The 16,360-nt window shown below is 71.4% G+C and carries 12 protein-coding genes; all 12 read right to left on the bottom strand.

Going from position 1 to position 16,360, the window contains the following annotated elements:
- Window positions 1–32: 32 nt before the first annotated feature.
- Window positions 33–413, bottom strand: coding sequence for a hypothetical protein (locus tag BLR33_RS17580; protein WP_143031705.1), 381 nt, complete (start codon window positions 411–413; stop codon window positions 33–35).
- A gap of 322 nt (window positions 414–735) precedes the next feature.
- Window positions 736–2,679, bottom strand: a complete 1,944-nt coding sequence (locus BLR33_RS17575) for a TIGR03960 family B12-binding radical SAM protein (protein WP_093785426.1) — start codon at window positions 2,677–2,679, stop codon at window positions 736–738.
- A gap of 121 nt (window positions 2,680–2,800) precedes the next feature.
- Window positions 2,801–4,483 carry a CYTH and CHAD domain-containing protein gene (locus tag BLR33_RS17570; protein ID WP_093785425.1) on the bottom strand — a complete coding sequence of 561 codons (1,683 nt, stop codon included), beginning with the start codon at window positions 4,481–4,483 and terminating at the stop codon, window positions 2,801–2,803.
- Window positions 4,484–4,523: 40 nt separating this feature from the next.
- Window positions 4,524–5,720, bottom strand: a complete 1,197-nt coding sequence (rodA, locus tag BLR33_RS17565; protein WP_093785424.1) for a rod shape-determining protein RodA — start codon at window positions 5,718–5,720, stop codon at window positions 4,524–4,526.
- Window positions 5,720–7,957 carry a penicillin-binding protein 2 gene (gene mrdA / locus BLR33_RS17560; protein WP_093785423.1) on the bottom strand — a complete coding sequence of 746 codons (2,238 nt, stop codon included), beginning with the start codon at window positions 7,955–7,957 and terminating at the stop codon, window positions 5,720–5,722. Before mrdA ends, rodA begins: the two co-directional genes overlap by 1 nt.
- Complete coding sequence (gene mreD, locus BLR33_RS17555; protein ID WP_093785422.1) at window positions 7,954–8,655, bottom strand: rod shape-determining protein MreD; 702 nt, start codon at window positions 8,653–8,655, stop codon at window positions 7,954–7,956. The genes mrdA and mreD overlap by 4 nt, the downstream gene beginning before the upstream one ends.
- Before the next feature lie 3 nt (window positions 8,656–8,658).
- The gene (mreC, locus tag BLR33_RS17550; protein ID WP_093785421.1) at window positions 8,659–9,666 is read right to left on the bottom strand and encodes a rod shape-determining protein MreC; all 1,008 of its coding nucleotides are present in this window, start codon (window positions 9,664–9,666) and stop codon (window positions 8,659–8,661) included.
- Between the two features lie 90 nt (window positions 9,667–9,756).
- Entirely contained in the window at window positions 9,757–10,779 is a 1,023-nt protein-coding gene (locus tag BLR33_RS17545) for a rod shape-determining protein (RefSeq protein ID WP_093785568.1), read from the bottom strand.
- Between the two features lie 213 nt (window positions 10,780–10,992).
- Entirely contained in the window at window positions 10,993–11,406 is a 414-nt protein-coding gene (gene ndk / locus BLR33_RS17540; protein WP_093785420.1) for a nucleoside-diphosphate kinase, read from the bottom strand.
- A gap of 112 nt (window positions 11,407–11,518) precedes the next feature.
- A complete protein-coding gene (locus BLR33_RS17535; protein WP_093785419.1) occupies window positions 11,519–11,854 on the bottom strand; it encodes a DUF4233 domain-containing protein in 336 nt (111 codons plus the stop codon).
- Between the two features lie 55 nt (window positions 11,855–11,909).
- Window positions 11,910–13,472, bottom strand: coding sequence for a bifunctional tetrahydrofolate synthase/dihydrofolate synthase (folC, locus tag BLR33_RS17530; RefSeq protein ID WP_407639691.1), 1,563 nt, complete (start codon window positions 13,470–13,472; stop codon window positions 11,910–11,912).
- A gap of 68 nt (window positions 13,473–13,540) precedes the next feature.
- On the bottom strand, window positions 13,541–16,195 hold the full coding sequence (locus tag BLR33_RS17525; protein WP_093785418.1) for a valine--tRNA ligase: 2,655 nt from the start codon (window positions 16,193–16,195) through the stop codon (window positions 13,541–13,543).
- Window positions 16,196–16,360 lie beyond the last annotated feature (165 nt).

The raw sequence follows: 16,360 nt of genomic DNA, 5'->3' as shown, positions 1-16,360 counted from the left end.
TCCGGAGCGGGGTGTTCCGGATTGTCCGGGAACTACTCGAAGTCGACCCAGTCGGTGCTGCCGGAGGAGATGAACCAGTTCGAGCCGACGTTGGCGATGGAGACCGTCTCGCCGTTGAGCCCCTCGGTGCCGCGGAAGTACTCGCAGCCGTCGACGTTGCACGCCTCGATATAGAGGTAGTAGTCCTCGCCGTAGTAGCGGGACCCGCTGTCGCAGTAGGCGTCTGCCTCGTGCGTGGTGTAGGAGATGGAGCAGCCCGCGACCTTGGTGATGTCGGGCTGGGCGGTGGTCGGGACGGAGTGCACGACGGCGGCGCGCGGAGCGGCCGGCTCCGCGGCGTGGGCCGCGGACAGGGAGGCGGCGCCCCAGAGGAAACACGCAGCGGTGGCACCGACGGCAGCGGCTTTCTTCAACACGTCCAGTTTCCCCTTGGTCTGCGAGGTGTTTCGGGCGCCATATTATCTGCGTCCGATCAAGTCCTCTGCATTGAAGCACACGCCGAGCCGTCGGCGACACGGTTGATTACGATCCTCACATCCGGAACCCGTGCGTCCCGCACGCACTCCCGCTATTTCTCCACCACTCCCCCGCCCCCCTGACGGACATATCGTCCCTCACCCCCAGGAATCCCCGCCCCTCATTCCCCCGGAATCAATAATTCCGCCAAAAAAGACGCCCCCCGCGGCCCGGTCACCCGAACCGCGAGGGGCACCCCTCATACGTGCGGAGCTGCCGTCAGCCCTGCCCGGAGGCGGAGTTGACCACGGTCAGCGGGAGGAGCTTCTTGCCCGTGGGGCCGATCTGGATCTCCGTGTCCATCGCGGGGCACACGCCGCAGTCGAAGCAGGGGGTCCAGCGGCAGTCGTCGACCTCGGTCTCGTCCAGGGCGTCCTGCCAGTCCTCCCAGAGCCAGTCCTTGTCCAGGCCGGAGTCCAGGTGGTCCCAGGGCAGGACCTCCTCGGCGGTGCGCTCGCGGGTGGTGTACCAGGCGAGGTCCACGCCGTGGGCCGGCAGCACCCGCTCGCACTGGGTGACCCAGCGGTCGTACGAGAAGTGCTCGCGCCACCCGTCGAAGCGGCCCCCGTCGGCGTACACCGCGCGGATCACGTCGCCCACCCGGCGGTCGCCGCGCGAGAGCAGGCCCTCGATGATGCCCGGCTTGCCGTCGTGGTAGCGAAAGCCGATGTTGCGGCCGTACCTGCGGTCGCCGCGGATCGCGTCGCGCAGCTTCTCCAGCCGCGCGTCGGTCTCCTCCACGCCCAGCTGCGGCGCCCACTGGAAGGGCGTGTGCGGCTTGGGCACGAAGCCGCCGATCGAGACGGTGCAGCGGATGTCGTTCTGCCCGGTGACCTCGCGGCCCTTCTGGATCACCTTCTTCGCCATCTCGGCGATCTGCAGCACGTCCTCGTCGGTCTCGGTGGGCAGCCCGCACATGAAGTACAGCTTCACCTGCCGCCAGCCGTTGCCGTACGCGGTGGCGACCGTGCGGATCAGGTCCTCCTCGCTGACCATCTTGTTGATGACCTTGCGGATGCGCTCCGAGCCGCCCTCGGGTGCGAAGGTCAGGCCCGAGCGGCGGCCGTTGCGGGTCAGCTCGTCGGCGAGGTCGATGTTGAAGGCGTCCACCCGGGTCGAGGGCAGCGACAGGCCGATCTTGTCCGCCTCGTACCGGTCGGCCAGGCCCTTGGCGATGTCGGCGATCTCGCTGTGGTCGGCCGAGGAGAGCGACAGCAGGCCGACCTCCTCGAAGCCGGTGGCCGCCAGCCCCTTCTCGACCATCTCGCCGATGCCGGTGATCGACCGCTCCCGCACCGGGCGGGTGATCATCCCGGCCTGGCAGAACCGGCAGCCGCGGGTGCAGCCGCGGAAGATCTCCACCGACATCCGCTCGTGCACGGTCTCCGCCAGCGGCACCAGCGGCTGCTTCGGGTACGGCCACTCGTCCAGGTCCATCACGGTGTGCTTGGAGACCCGCCACGGCACGCCGGAGCGGTTGGGCACCACGCGGCCGATCCGGCCGTCGGGGAGGTACTCCACGTCGTAGAACCGCGGGACGTACACCCCGCCGGTGCGGGCCAGCCGCATCAGCAGCTCGTCCCGCCCGCCGGGCCGGCCCTCGGCCTTCCAGTCGCGGATCACGTCGGTGATGGTGAGCACGGCCTGCTCGCCGTCGCCGATCACGGCGGCGTCGATGAAGTCGGCGATCGGCTCGGGGTTGAAGGCGGCGTGGCCGCCGGCCAGCACGACCGGGTCGTCCAGGGTGCGGTCGGCCGCGTCCAGCGGGATGCCGGCCAGGTCGAGCGCGGCGAGCATGTTGGTGTAGCCGAGTTCGGTGGAGAAGCTGAGGCCGAAGACGTCGAAGGCGCGCACCGGGCGGTGGGCGTCGACCGTGAACTGCGGCACGCCGTGCTCGCGCATCAGCGCCTCCAGGTCCGGCCAGACGCTGTAGGTGCGCTCGGCCAGGACGCCTTCGCGCTCGTTGAGCACCTCGTAGAGGATCATGACGCCCTGGTTGGGCAGGCCGACCTCGTACGCGTCGGGATACATCAGCGCCCAGCGGACATCGGCGGCGTCCCAGTCCTTGACGGTGGAGTTCAGCTCACCGCCGACGTACTGGATCGGCTTCTGGACGTGCGGCAGCAGAGCTTCCAGGCGCGGGAAGACCGACTCGACAGGCATCTCGGCGACTCTCGTGTCTCTCGGGGTGTCTCGGGATGTCCCGGATGTCTCCGGGACCGACCGCCCGCGGGCGGTCCCGCGGCGGAAGGGTGACCCTCAACAGTACCCGAGGCGCGGTGCGTCACACGCTGTGCCCGGCGGCCGCCCAGACGCCCGGCAGCCGCTCCTCCACCCGCGCCGCGGCCTGCCGTTCGGCCCGGTCGATCGCCTCGTACGGCGCCGGGTCCTCGCCCGCCGCTTCAGCCTCGGCCCGCAGGGCGGCCAGCGCGGTGCGGCACATCACGCTGTCCTGGTGCTCGCCGAGCAGTTGCTGCACGGCCTTCATCCGGGCGGTGTGGGCGGCGGCCGGCTCGCCGAGGACGGTCTGCGCGGCCTCGCCGCTGTAGCGGGCGCGCTTGGCGTCCTTGCGGGCCTCGTGCAGGGCGATGTCGCGCTCCTCGCCCGGCGGCAGGGCGAGCGCGCCCTCCACGGCGGCACCGAGGCGGCGGTGGTCGCGCCGGACGGCGGCGGCGACGGCGGTGCGGGCGGGGGCGGCGGCCCCCGGCAGGTACGGAGGCTCGGCCAGCAACGCGTCCAGCGCGTCCAGGAGGGCGAAGTAGCGGGCGCCGTCGAGGGTGGCCAGGACGGCGGCGTGCGCCTGCGACCGGGCGGAGGAGAGCGTGGAGGATCGGTCGGAGGAGGGCGCGGTGGGCCGGGCGGTTGTGCCGGCGGGCGGCAGGCCGAGGCGGGCGAGCAGCTCGGGGCCGACGAAGGCCGGGTCGAGGTCGGCGACCCGCCGGGCCAGGCGCTCGGCGAGCACCTCGCGGTCGCGTTCGCCGCCCAGGACGGCGGCGAGCCACTTCAGTTCGGCGCCGAGCGGGTCGGTGGCCTCGCGGGCCAGCTCGCGGCCGAAGCTCTTCAGCGCCGAGCGGGCCCGGCGGGTGGCCACCCGCATCCGGTGCACGGCGTCGGGCTCGGCGCGGCGGACGGCGGGGTCCAGGGCGAGGACGGCCGCCCGCTGGGCGCCGAGGTACGCGGTGGCGGCCTCGCCCGCGGTGGACTCCGGCCCCGCGGCGGGCGGTTCGGGTACGGGCGCGGGGCGGCGCCCGCCCAGGGCGCGGGAGAGCTTGGAGGGCGCGGCAGAGCGGCGGATGCCGGCGGCGAGCAGGCGCTCCTCGACCCGGTCCAGCAACTCCGGCTCCCCGTCGGCGAGTTCGACCTCGATCTCAGCCCAGTGGCTGTCGCCGGACGGCACGGGGACGCTTCCGGTCGCCGCCAGGCCCGCCTCTGGTGTGGCCCGCACCTCGTCGTACGCGATCTCGGCGAGCGTCTTCTTCGCGTCGTCCAGCAGCAGGGTGCGGCGCCGGGTGGTGCGCAGCCGTACGACGGGGACGAGGGCGCGGCCGCGGGTCAAGGCGGCGGTCTCCTCGCGGAGGACGGCGGGGGGCTCGTAGGCGTCCCCGCGCCCGGCCGGCCCCTCGGCCCGCTGCTTCCCCTCGCCCTCGGGCCGGCGCTTGCCCCCGCCACCGCCCTTCCCGCGGCCCTGGTCCTCCTCCAGCGGCGCGTGCACCTCGGTACGGGAGTCGGAGTCGGGCCCCTGGGCGGGCAGCTTCAGGTGCCAGCCGGCGTCCTCGCCGCCCGTGCGGCGGCGCAGGGTGACCCGGTGGGCGGCGAGGTCCAGGCGCTCGGTGTCGTAGTACACCGCGTCGAGCTCCACCGGCGGGAGCTCGCGGGTGTGCGGCGCGAGACCGGCGAGGTCGGGTACGGGGGGCTGATCGCTGCCGGCGGCCTCGTACTTGCGTTCCGTTTCCGTGAAGCGGCCCATATCGCCGACCGTACTACGGCCCCCGCCGGGACAGGAGCGGTCAGGCGGAGACCGGCCGCTGCATACGGACGGACTGCAGCATCCCTATGGCGATGAAGTTGGCGAACATCGAGGAGCCGCCGTAGGAGACGAAGGGTAGGGGGATGCCGGTGACGGGCATGATGCCGAGCGTCATGCCGATGTTCTCGAAGGACTGGAAGGCGAACCAGGCGACGACCCCGGCGGCCACGATCGTGCCGTAGAGGTCGGTGGCGCTGCGGGCGATCGAGCAGGCGCGCCAGAGGATGACGCCGATCAGCGCGACGATGAAGGCCGCGCCGACGAAGCCGAGTTCCTCGCCGGCCACCGAGAAGACGAAGTCGGTCTGCTGCTCGGGGACGAACTGGCCGCTGGTCTGGCTGCCGTGGAAGAGGCCCTTGCCGAGCAGGCCGCCCGAGCCGATGGCGATCCGGGCCTGGCTGGTGTTGTAGCCGACGCCGGAGGGGTCGAGGGCGGGGTTGGCGAAGGCGGCGAACCGGTCGATCTGGTACTTGTCCAGGATGCCCAGCTGCCAGACCAGGATCGAGCCCACGATGCCGGCGCCGATCAGGCCGAAGATCCAGCGGTTGGAGGCGCCGGAGGCGAGCAGGACGCCCAGGATGATCGCGCCGAGCACCATGACCGAGCCGAGGTCCGGCATGAGCAGGATGATCAGGATCGGCAGCAGCGCGATGCCCAGCGCCTGCATCACCGTGCGGTGGTCCGGTTGCACCTGGTCGCCCGCGTCCACCTTGGCCGACAGCACCATCGCCATGCCGATGATGATGGAGATCTTCACGAACTCCGAGGGCTGGAGGGAGAAGCCGCCGCCGATGACGATCCAGGAGTGCGCGCCGTTGACGGTGGAGCCCAGCGGGCTGAGCACCGCGAGGATGCCGAGGATGGACAGCACGTAGAAGAACGGCACGATGGTGCGCATCCGGTGGTGCCCTATGGCCATGGCGCCGATGCACAGGCCCGCGCCGATGCCGGCGTTCATCACATGGCGGATCAGGAAGTAGTACTGGTCGCCGTGGGTGAGGTTGGTGCGGTTGCGGGTGGCGGAGTAGACCAGCAGCGTGCCGATGCCGCACAGCACCACGGTGGCCAGCAGCAGCAGCCAGTCCATCCGCCGCACCGCGGAGTCGCGGGCGAAGAGCTTGCCGAGGGTGGACTTCTCCGGGCTGAAGCGCCGTACGGCGTAGGTGTGGGCGCTCATCACGTGTACTTCCTGCCGTACAGCAGCTTCTCGGTCCTGGTCGGGGTGAGGGCGGCGAGCACCGGGGCGGGGTCCTGGGCGGGGCCGCCGGCCGGGGTGTTGGCGAAGAAGTCGTCGAAGCGGGCGGTGTCGGCGGCCTGGGTGACCGCGGCGCCGTCGCCGGACATCTTCGGCAGCGCGGTGACCGGCTGGGGCATGATGCCCTTCTTCGGGTCGATCTTCTGGCCGTCCTTCTGGACGCCGTACATCGCCTCGTAGATGCGGCGGACGGCCTCGCCGGAGCCGCCGGAGCCGGTGCCGCCCTGGGAGATCGTCATGACGATCGTGTAGTCCTTGGTGTACGTGTCGAACCAGGACGTGGACTGCTTGCCGGAGACCTCGGCGGTGCCGGTCTTGGCGTGCAGCGGGATCTTGTCCTGCGGCCAGCCCTGGAACTTCCAGTCGGCGGTGCCCTCGGTGACCACGCCCGCCAGCGCCTGGTTGATGTAGCTCAGCGTGGACTTGCTGTCGGGCAGCTTGCCGGTGACCTTCGGCCGGATCGGCGTGACCGTCTTGCCGTCGGGGCTCACCACGGCCTTGCCGATGGTCGGCTGGTAGAGGGTGCCGCCATTGGCGAGGGCCGCGTAGATGCGGGCCATCTGGACCGGGGTGACCAGCGTGTCGCCCTGGCCGATCGCGTAGTTGACCGAGTCACCGGCGCGCAGCACATAGCCGTCGGGGCAGTTCTCGATGGCGATGGCGATCTTCAGCGGCGGGTTCGGGTCGTTCTTGTGCTTCTTGGCGGTGGCGCACCAGCCGGCCTTGTTCTCCTCCCAGAAGTCCTTCTTCCACTGGCGGTCCGGGACCCGGCCGCTGACCTCGCCGGGGATGTCGACACCGGTCTTGGCGCCGAGGCCGAAGTCGTGGGCGGTCTTGTAGAACCAGTCCTTGGGGTGCTTGGGGTCGGTCCCGCCGTCCTTCTTCCACTGGTCGTAGGCGATGCCGTAGAAGACGGTGTCGCAGGAGACCTCCAGGGCGCGGGCGAGCGAGATCGGGCCGTAGCTCTCGTTCTCGTCGTTGTGGAAGACCTGGCTGCCGATGGAGAAGGACGAGGAGCAGTCGTACGGGCCGTCCTCGGAGTAGCCGGCCCGGATGGCGGCGGAGGTGGAGACGACCTTGAAGGTGGAGCCGGGTGCCGACTCGCCCTGGATGGCCCGGTTGAGCAGCGGGTAGTTGGACTTGGCGTCGGTCAGCGCCTGGTAGTTCTTGAAGGAGATGCCGCCGACCCACTCGTTGGGGTCGTAGGTGGGTTCGCTGGCCATGGCGATGATCTGGCCGGTGTGGTTGTCCATGACGATCGCGGCGCCGGAGTCGGCCTTGAAGTTCCGGTGGGTGACCGGGTCGTAGGTCGTGCGGGCCGCCTTCATCGCATCGTTGAGTTCCTTCTCGGTGATCGCCTGGACCTTGGCGTCGATGCTGGTGACCACGTTGTCGCCGGGGACGGCCGGGGTGTCGCCGGCCTTGCCGATGACCCGGCCGAGGTTGTCCACCTGGTAGCGGGTGACGCCGGCCTTGCCGCGCAGTTGCGAGTCGTAGGTGCTCTCCAGGCCCGAGCGGCCGATCTGGTCCGAGCGCAGCAGCGGGTTGTCGGTCTTCTCGGAGGCGGCGACCTCCTTGTCGGTGACCGGCGAGAGGTAGCCGAGCACCTGGGCGGCGTTGGCCTTGTCCGGGCTCGGGTACTGGCGGACCGCGGTGGGCTCGGCGGTGATGCCGGGGAAGTCCTCGCGGCGCTCCATGATCTGCAGCGCCTGCTGGGTGGTGGCCGCGTCCGTGATGGGGATCGGCTGGTAGGGCGAGCCGTTCCAGCAGGGGCGCGGGGTGTGGGCGTCGCAGAGCCGGACCTTGTCCTCGACGTCCTTGGGCTTCATGCCGAGGACGCCGGCCAGCCGGGTGAGCACCGCGGTGCCGTCGTCGGCCTGCTCCAGCAGGTCGGTGCGGTTGGCGGAGACCACGAGCCGGGTCTCGTTGTCGGCGAGCGGCACCCCGCGGTCGTCGAGGATGGAGCCGCGCACGGCGGGCGTGACGACCTGCTGGATCTGGTTGCTGGCGGCCTTGGCGTCGTACTCCTGGCCGTTGCGGATCTGCAGGTACCACAGCCGGCCGCCCAGGGTCAGCAGCAGCGAGAAGACCAGGACCTGCAGGACGACCAGGCGGATGGTGATCCGCGAGGTGCGGCCGGTCTCGGGGATGTTGCTCATCGCCGGGCCCCCCTGGGCATCGAGCCGATCGCCTTGGCGCGGCCGAACAGCCCGCGCTGCGGGGTGATGGCGCCGGAGCGGCCGCGGAAGCGCGGTCCTGACCTGCCGGCACCGCCGAACCGGCTGCCGAACCCGCCGCGCGGGCCGCCGCCGAACCCGCCGCCGAAGCCGCCGGCGGCGTCCTCGGCGAGCGGGTCGTGGTCGAACTTGCGGGCCAGTGACATCACCAGGGGCACGATGAAGGGCGCGAGCAGCAGGTCGTAGAGGGTGGCGGTGAACACCAGCTTGGCCAGGCCCACATGGGCGCCGGCGGTGTCGCCGACGAGGCTGCCGACGCCCGCGTAGAGCAGCGTGGTGGCGATGGCGGCGGCGATGACCACCAGCATCGGGCCCGCCGCGGTGCGCAGTTGGCCGCTCTCGGGCTTGGCGAGGCCGGCCGCGTAGCCGATGATGCACAGCACCAGGGCGTAGCGGCCGACCGCGTGGTCGGCGGGTGGCGCGAGGTCGGCGAGCAGGCCGGCGAAGAAGCCGATCAGGCAGCCGCCGACGTGGCCGTAGGTCAGGGCCAGGCCGAGCACGGTCAGCAGCAGCAGGTCCGGCACGGCGCCGGGCAGGTGCAGCCGGGCCAGCACGCTGACCTGGGCGACCAGGGCGATCACCACCGCCAGGGTGGAGAGCACGATCCGGTTCAGTCGCATGGGTCAGCCCCCGTTGGAGATGGTGCTGGTGGTGGTCGTCGTGGGTGATGCGGGCGGTTCGTCGCCCGGTGGCAGGGCGGAGCCGGTGGCTGTCGGAGCCGTCGGGGTGCTGCCGGGCTTGGGCTTCTTGGCGGCCGGCGGCGGCGTGGTGGGCCGCGGCGGCAGCACGCTGTCGCGCGGGTCGTGCCGCGGGCCGACGACGACGATGCCGACGATGTCGAGCCGGGTGAAGCCGACGAAGGGCTGCACCTCGACGGTCTTGGTGAGGTTGCCCGCCGAGGGTTCGACGGCGACAACCTTGCCGACCGGCACGCCCGGCACGAACGGCTTGTCGGCCTCGGAGCCGAAGGTGACCAGCCGGTCCCCGTCGTGCACCGCGGCCTTGCCGTTGAGCAGTTGGACCCGCATCGGCCGGTTGCCCTGGCCGGTGGCGAAGCCGAGTTCGCCGGTCTTCTCCATCCGGGTGCCGACGGTGAAGTCGGGGTCGTTGGCCAGCAGCACCGTCGAGGTGGACGGGCCGACGGTGGTGACCCGGCCGACCAGCCCGTCGCCGTTGATGACGGTCATGTCGCGGGCGATGCCGTCCTTGCTGCCGGCGTCGATGGTGACGGTCCAGGAGAAGCCCTGGGCCGCTCCTATCGCGATCACCTGGGCGCCCTTGACGGTGTACTGGCCGGCGCCGGCGACCTTGAGCAGCTTGTCCAGCTCGGCGGCCTGCGTCCTGGTCTGCGTGTCGCCGGCGAGTCGCTGCCGCAGGGCGGCGTTCTCCCGCTGCAGGCGGGTGATGGTGCTGTTGCGGTGGCCGGAGTTGCGTACGGCGTCCACGGCGTTGCCGACCGGGTCGACCACGCCGGAGACGGCGTTCTCCACCGGGCCGAAGGCGGCCTGGGCGGCGCGCCGGGGGCGGTCCAGCGGGGAGTTCTCACCGCCCCGGATGTCGACGGTGATGAGCGCGAACGCCACCACGACCAGCAGTACCAGCAGCAGCCGGCTCTCCTTTGTGTCCCTCACGGGCGCCAGTCCGTGCCTTCCTCATCGGACCCGCCGCCGCTGGGGCCGCGGCCGGTCGGAGCTAGTGTGCTGGGGTGCGCTCACACACCGTCATCTGCGCGGGGCGGCGTCGAGGACCTGCTGGAGCGCCTCGAACTCCTCGACGCACTTGCCGGCGCCGAGCGCCACGCAGTCCAGCGGGGACTCCGCGATGTGGATCGGCATGCCCGTCTCCTGGCGCAGCCGCTCGTCCAGCCGGCGCAGCAGCGCGCCGCCGCCGGCGAGCACGATGCCGCGGTCCATGATGTCGCCGGACAGCTCCGGCGGGCACTTGTCCAGGGTGGTCTTGACCGCGTCCACGATCGCGTTGACGGGTTCCTCGATGGCCTTGCGGACCTCACCGGCGGAAATGACCACGGTCTTGGGCAGGCCGCTGACCAGGTCCCGGCCGCGGATCTCGGTGTGCTCCTCGTCGTCCTTGCCGACGTGGGCGGAGCCGATGGTGAGCTTGATCTGCTCGGCGGTGCGCTCGCCGAGCAGGAGGCTGTACTCCTTCTTGACGTGCTGGATGATCGCGTTGTCCAACTCGTCGCCCGCGACCCGGATGGACTGGGCGGTGACGATGCCGCCGAGGCTGATCACGGCCACCTCGGTGGTGCCGCCGCCGATGTCGACCACCATGTTGCCGGTCGCCTCGTGCACCGGCAGCCCGGCGCCGATCGCGGCGGCCATCGGCTCCTCGATGATGTGCACGGTGCGTGCGCCCGCCTGGGTGGCGGCTTCGATCACGGCGCGGCGCTCCACCCCGGTGATGCCCGACGGCACGCAGATCACGACCCGCGGGCGGACCATGTAGCGGCGGCGGTGGATCTTCAGGATGAAGTAGCGCAGCATGCGCTCGGTGATCTCGAAGTCGGCGATGACGCCGTCCTTCAGGGGCCGCACGGCGACGATGTTGCCGGGGGTGCGGCCGATCATCTTCTTCGCCTCGGCGCCGACCGCGAGGATGCCGCCGGTGTTGGTGTTGACCGCGACGACCGACGGCTCGTTCAGGACGATCCCGCGGCCCCTGACGTACACCAGCGTGTTGGCGGTCCCGAGGTCGACAGCCATGTCACGGCCGATGAACGACATGTTGTTCGCCATGTGGATACGTCTGGCCTTCCCGAGCGTGGGCGGAGGTTCCATCGTAGTCGCGCCTCACGGGCGCGGTGTGTCGGGGTTCCGACGCCATTGTCATCAGAACACACAGCGGACCTCAGTAATGGTGACGCCGTGTCGGAGTGTTTGGTTCCACGGTTCCCGCCGGTGGCGTCACTCCGGCGGGGGTCGAAGCATACGGCGGCGTCAGGCCAGCGCGGGGAAGAAGATCTTGATCTCCCGCTCGGCGGACCCCTCGGAGTCCGACGCGTGGATGAGATTCTCCCGCACGATCGTGCCGAAGTCCCCCCGGATGGACCCCGGGGCCGCCGCGATCGGGTCGGTCGGGCCGGCCAGCGCGCGCACGCCCTCGATCACCCGCTCGCCCTCGACCACCAGGGCCACGCTCGGGCCGGACGACATGAACTCCACCAGCGGCTCGTAGAACGGGCGGCCGACGTGCTCGGCGTAGTGCTGCTCCAGTGTCGGCCGGTCCAGCGTGCGCAGCTCCATGGCGCTGATCGTCCAGCCGGCCTTGCGCTCGATGCGGGCCAGCACCTCGCCGACCAGGCCGCGACGTACGGCGTCCGGTTTGAGGAGGACAAGGGTGCGCTGGGACACGGGGCGGCTCCTGGGGCGTGTGCGGGCATGTGCTGCAGGTACTGCATGTGCTGCATCCGGGTGTGACAAGCGGATGTGACGACGACCTTACAAGGCACGCCCGGCTCGGTCGTCAGGCGGCCGATGCGGCGTGCCGGGCCCGGATGTCGTCGACCTTGCGCCCGTAGTGGATCGACGCCCACCACAGGGCGGCGAAGATGACGCCGAGGATGAACATCGTACCGATCACGAAGCCGCTCACCACCAGGGCCGCCTGCAGGACCCAGCCGATGGCCAGCGCCCAGGGGCGTGTAACCACGGCACACAGCAGCACGCACACCACCATCGCGGCCCCGCACACCCCCCACACGGTGCCCATCGACAGATCGGGATGCTTCATCGCGACGAGCCCGGCGAAGCCGATGACGAAGAACTCGCCGATCAGCGTGCTCGAACACAGCGTCCGCATGGCCAGGGCCCCTTCGTTCTCCGCCAGTTCACAACAGCACGCGCGACCGCGTGCCTCACCTGCGGCCCAGCAGCAGCCGGGCCTCTCCGACCGTGATCACCGATCCGGTGACCAGCACCCCGGCCCCGGCGTACTCGGCCTCCTCCTCGGCGAGGGTGACGGCCGCCTCCAGGGCGTCGTCCAGCCGCGGCTCGACCTGCACCCGGTCCTCGCCGAAGACCTCCACGGCCAGGGCCGCCAGGGCATCGACGTCCATCGAACGGGCGCTGGAGTTGCGGGTGACCACGACCTCGGCGAAGACCGGCTCGAACGCCTCCAGCAGCCCGCGCACGTCCTTGTCGCCGCTGGGGGCGACCACGCCGACCAGCCGGGAGAAACCGAAGACCTCGGTGACGGCGGCCGCGGTGGCGGCGGCGCCGGACGGGTTGTGCGCGGCGTCGAGCACCACCGTCGGGCTGCGGCGCACCACCTCCAGCCGGCCGGGCGAGGTCACGGCGGCGAACGCGGCCCGCACCGTCTCCTGGTCCAGGGTGCGCTGGTGGACGCTGCCGATGCCGAAGAACGCCTCGACGGCGGCCAGCGCGAGGGCGGCGTTGTGCGCCTGGTGCTCGCCGTGCAGCGGCAGGAACACCTGGTCGTACTCCCCGCCGAGGCCCTTGAGGGTCAGCAGCTGGCCGCCGACGGCCAGTTCGCGGTGGAGCACCCCGAACTCCAGGCCCTCGCGGGCGGCGGTGGCGTCCTGCTCGACGGTGCGGCGCAGCAGCACCTGGGCGGCGTCGGCCGGCTGCTGGGCCAGGACCGCGGTCGCGCCCTTCTTGATGATGCCGGCCTTCTCCACGGCGATCTCGCCGGGCGTGGAGCCGAGCCGGTCGGTGTGGTCCAGCGAGATCGGGGTGACGACGGCGACCTGGCCGTCGACCACGTTGGTGGCGTCCCAGCTGCCGCCCATGCCGACCTCGACGACGGCGACGTCGACCGGCGCGTCGGCGAAGGCCGCGTACGCCATGCCGGTGACCACCTCGAAGAACGACATCCGGTGCGGCTGCTGCTCGTCCACGATGCCGAGGTAGGGCTGCAGGTCGCGGTAGACCTCGATGAACCGCTCGGCGGGGATCGGCGCGCCGTCCAGGCTGATCCGCTCGGCCATCGACTGCACATGCGGGCTGGTGTAGCGGCCGGTGCGCAGCTCGAAGGCGAGCAGCAGCCGCTCGATCATCCGGGCGGTGCTGGTCTTGCCGTTGGTGCCGGTGATGTGGATCGTCGGGTAGCCGCGCTGCGGGTCGCCGAGGAGGTCCATCAGGGCCTGCATCCGCACCAGCGAGGGGTCGAGCTTGGTCTCGGGCCAGCGGTCGAGCAGGGCCTCCTCGACCGCGCGCAGCTCGCGGTCCACCTCGGGGTCGGCCGGGCGCGAGGGCAGCTCGTCCTCGGGCGCGGGGTGGGCGACCTGGGTGCGCAGGGTGCGGCTGCCGGCCTCGATCACGGCCATGTCGGCCTCGCGGTCGCTGCCGTCGCCGTCAAGGCCGTCGGCGCCGTCAAGGCTGTCAGGACCGTCGATACGGTCCGGGCCGTCGCCGGGGTCGGCCGCGTCGCCGTAGGGGCCCTCGGGGTGCTCGCTCACAGCTTCAGTCTACGGAAGCGGGCCCGGACCCCGGGGTCCGGGCCCGCCGGTGCGCGCGGTGGCGCCGCTCAGGCCGGCGGCAGCGCGTCCAGCTGCGCGGTGATGCGGGCGATGTCGGCCTCGGCGGTGGCGAGCCTGGTGCGGATCTTGGCCACGACCGGCTCGGGTGCCTTGGCCAGGAACGCCTCGTTGCCGAGCTTCCTGGTCGTGTCGGCCTTCTCCTTCTCGGCCGCGCCGAGGTCCTTGGTGAGCCGCTTGCGCTCGGCGGCCACGTCGATGACGCCGGACAGGTCCAGAGCGACGCTCGCGCCGGCGACCGGCAGCGTGGCGGTCGCGTGGAACTCCTCGCCGGGCGGCAGCAGCCGCAGCAGCTGGCGGATGGCGTCCTCGTGCGGCGCCAGCGCGGTGCCGTCCAGGGCGAGGGCGGCCGGCACCTTCTGGCCGGGCTGCAGGCCCTGGTCGCTGCGGAACCTGCGGACCTCGGTGACCAGCTTCTGCACCAGGCCGATCTCGGCCTCGGCCGCCTCGTCGCGGAAGGCGCCCGACCCGGCGCCGGGGACGGACACCGTGGTCGGCCACTCGGCGATGACGAGGGACTCGCGGCCGGTGAGCGTCGTCCACAGCGTGTCGGTGACGAAGGGCACCACCGGGTGGAGCAGCCGCAGCGTGACGTCGAGGACCTCGCCGAGCACCCGGCGGGAGGTCTGCGCGGCCTCGCCGCCCTTGGCGAAGACGGACTTGGTGAGCTCGACGTACCAGTCGAAGACCTCGTCCCAGGCGAAGTGGTAGAGGGCGTCGCTGAGTTTGGCGAACTCGAAGTCGTCGTAGTAGGCGTCGACCTCGGTGACGACCTTGCCGAGGCGGGAGAGAATCCAGCGGTCGGCGGCCGACAGCCGCGAGGCGTCGGGCAGCGGGCCCTCGACGGTGGCGCCGTTCATCAGCGCGAACCGGGTGGCGTTCCAGATCTTGTTGGCGAAGTTGCGGGACGCCTTGACCCAGTCCTCGCCGATGGGCACGTCCGCGCCCGGGTTGGCGCCCGTGGCCAGGGTGAACCGGACGGCGTCGGAGCCGTAGGCGTCCATCCAGGTCAGCGGGTCCACCGAGTTGGGGTTGGACTTGGACATCTTCTTGCCGTGCTCGTCGCGGACCAGGCCGGTGAGCGCGATGGTGTGGAAGGGCTCCTTGTCCATGGCGTACAGGCCGAACATCATCATCCGGGCGACCCAGAAGAAGATGATGTCGTGGCCGGTGAGCAGGACGTCGGTCGGGTAGAACTTCGCGAGGTCCGGGGTCTGCTCGGGCCAGCCCAGGGTGGAGAAGGGCCACAGGGCCGAGGAGAACCAGGTGTCCAGGACGTCGGAGTCCTGGGTCCAGCCCTCGCCGGCCGGCGGCTCGTCGTCGGGCCCGACGCAGATCTGCTCGCCGTTCGGCCCGTACCAGACGGGGATGCGGTGGCCCCACCACAACTGCCGCGAGATGCACCAGTCGTGCATGTCGTCGACCCAGTCGAAGTAGCGCTTCTCCATCTCCTTGGGGTGGATCGTGACCCGCCCGTCGCGGACGGCGTCGCCGGCCGCGCGGGCCAGCGGCTCGACCTTGACCCACCACTGGAGCGACAGCCGCGGCTCGATGGTGGTCTTGCAGCGCGAGCAGTGCCCGACGGAGTGGACGTAGGGGCGCTTCTCGGCGACGACGCGGCCCTGCTCGCGCAGCGCCTCGACGATCGCCGCGCGGGCCTCGAAGCGGTCCAGGCCCTCGAAGGGGCCGGGCGCGGTGATGACCGCCCGCTCGTCCATGATCGTCAGCGACTCCAGGCCGTGCCGGCGGCCGATGGCGAAGTCGTTGGGGTCGTGCGCCGGGGTGACCTTGACCGCGCCGGTGCCGAACTCCGGGTCCACGTGGGTGTCGGCGACGACCGGGATGGTGCGGTCGGTCAACGGCAGCTTGATCCGCTTGCCGACCAGGTGGCGGTAGCGCTCGTCGTCGGGGTGGACGGCCACCGCGGTGTCGCCGAGCATCGTCTCGACCCGGGTGGTGGCGACCACGACGGAGTCCTCGCCCTCGCCGTAGCGCAGGGAGACCAGCTCGCCCTCGTCGTCCTGGTAGTCCACCTCGATGTCGGAGATGGCGGTCATGCAGCGCGGGCACCAGTTGATGATCCGCTCGGCGCGGTAGATCAGCTCGTCGTCGTAGAGCTTCTTGAAGATGGTCTGGACGGCGCGGGAGAGGCCCTCGTCCATGGTGAAGCGCTCGCGGGACCAGTCGACGCCGTCGCCGAGCCGGCGCATCTGGCCGAGGATGCGGCCGCCGTACTCCTCCTTCCACCGCCAGGTGCGCGCGACGAACGCCTCGCGGCCGATGTCCTGCCGGGACTTGCCCTCCTCGGCGAGCTGCTGCTCGACCTTGTTCTGGGTGGCGATGCCGGCGTGGTCCATGCCGGGCAGCCACAGCGCCTCGAAGCCCTGCATGCGCTTGCGGCGGGTGAGGGCGTCCATCAGCGTGTGCTGGAAGGCGTGGCCGAGGTGGAGGGTGCCGGTGACGTTCGGCGGCGGGATGACGATGGCGTAGGGCGGCTTGTCGCTCTTGGCGTCGGCCTCGAAGTAGCCCCGCTCCACCCAGCGCTCGTACAGCGCCCCCTCTACCGCGGCCGGCGTGTACTGGGTCGGCAGTTCGGGGTCGCTGATGGGCCCGGTCGCGGGGCCGCGCTGAGTGTTGTCGGTCACGGTACGGATTCTACGGCGGGCGGCCGGGGCGTTACGAATCAGTTGGTCCGGCTCGTCCGCGCGGCCGGCGGGGTGCGACGGGCGAACGGGCCGGCCGGTGCCACCGCGCGCAACCTTGTGACCAATCAGTTGCACCCCTGAGGCGGGCGGCGTCCACGACATCCG

The sequence above is a fragment of the Actinacidiphila guanduensis genome, from assembly GCF_900103985.1.
Taxonomy (GTDB): Bacteria; Actinomycetota; Actinomycetes; order Streptomycetales; family Streptomycetaceae; genus Actinacidiphila; species Actinacidiphila guanduensis.
Note: the sequence above shows the minus strand (reverse complement) of the source record. Positions and strands in the feature narration are given on the sequence as shown.

Coding starts and splice junctions, on each gene's coding strand:
- BLR33_RS17575 (WP_093785426.1), bottom strand. CDS start 2,679: ATGCCTGTCGAGTCGGTCTTCCCGCGCCTGGAAGCTCTGCTGCCGCAC.
- BLR33_RS17570 (WP_093785425.1), bottom strand. CDS start 4,483: ATGGGCCGCTTCACGGAAACGGAACGCAAGTACGAGGCCGCCGGCAGC.
- rodA (WP_093785424.1), bottom strand. CDS start 5,720: ATGAGCGCCCACACCTACGCCGTACGGCGCTTCAGCCCGGAGAAGTCC.
- mrdA (WP_093785423.1), bottom strand. CDS start 7,957: ATGAGCAACATCCCCGAGACCGGCCGCACCTCGCGGATCACCATCCGC.
- mreD (WP_093785422.1), bottom strand. CDS start 8,655: ATGCGACTGAACCGGATCGTGCTCTCCACCCTGGCGGTGGTGATCGCC.
- BLR33_RS17545 (WP_093785568.1), bottom strand. CDS start 10,779: ATGTCGTTCATCGGCCGTGACATGGCTGTCGACCTCGGGACCGCCAAC.
- BLR33_RS17535 (WP_093785419.1), bottom strand. CDS start 11,854: ATGCGGACGCTGTGTTCGAGCACGCTGATCGGCGAGTTCTTCGTCATC.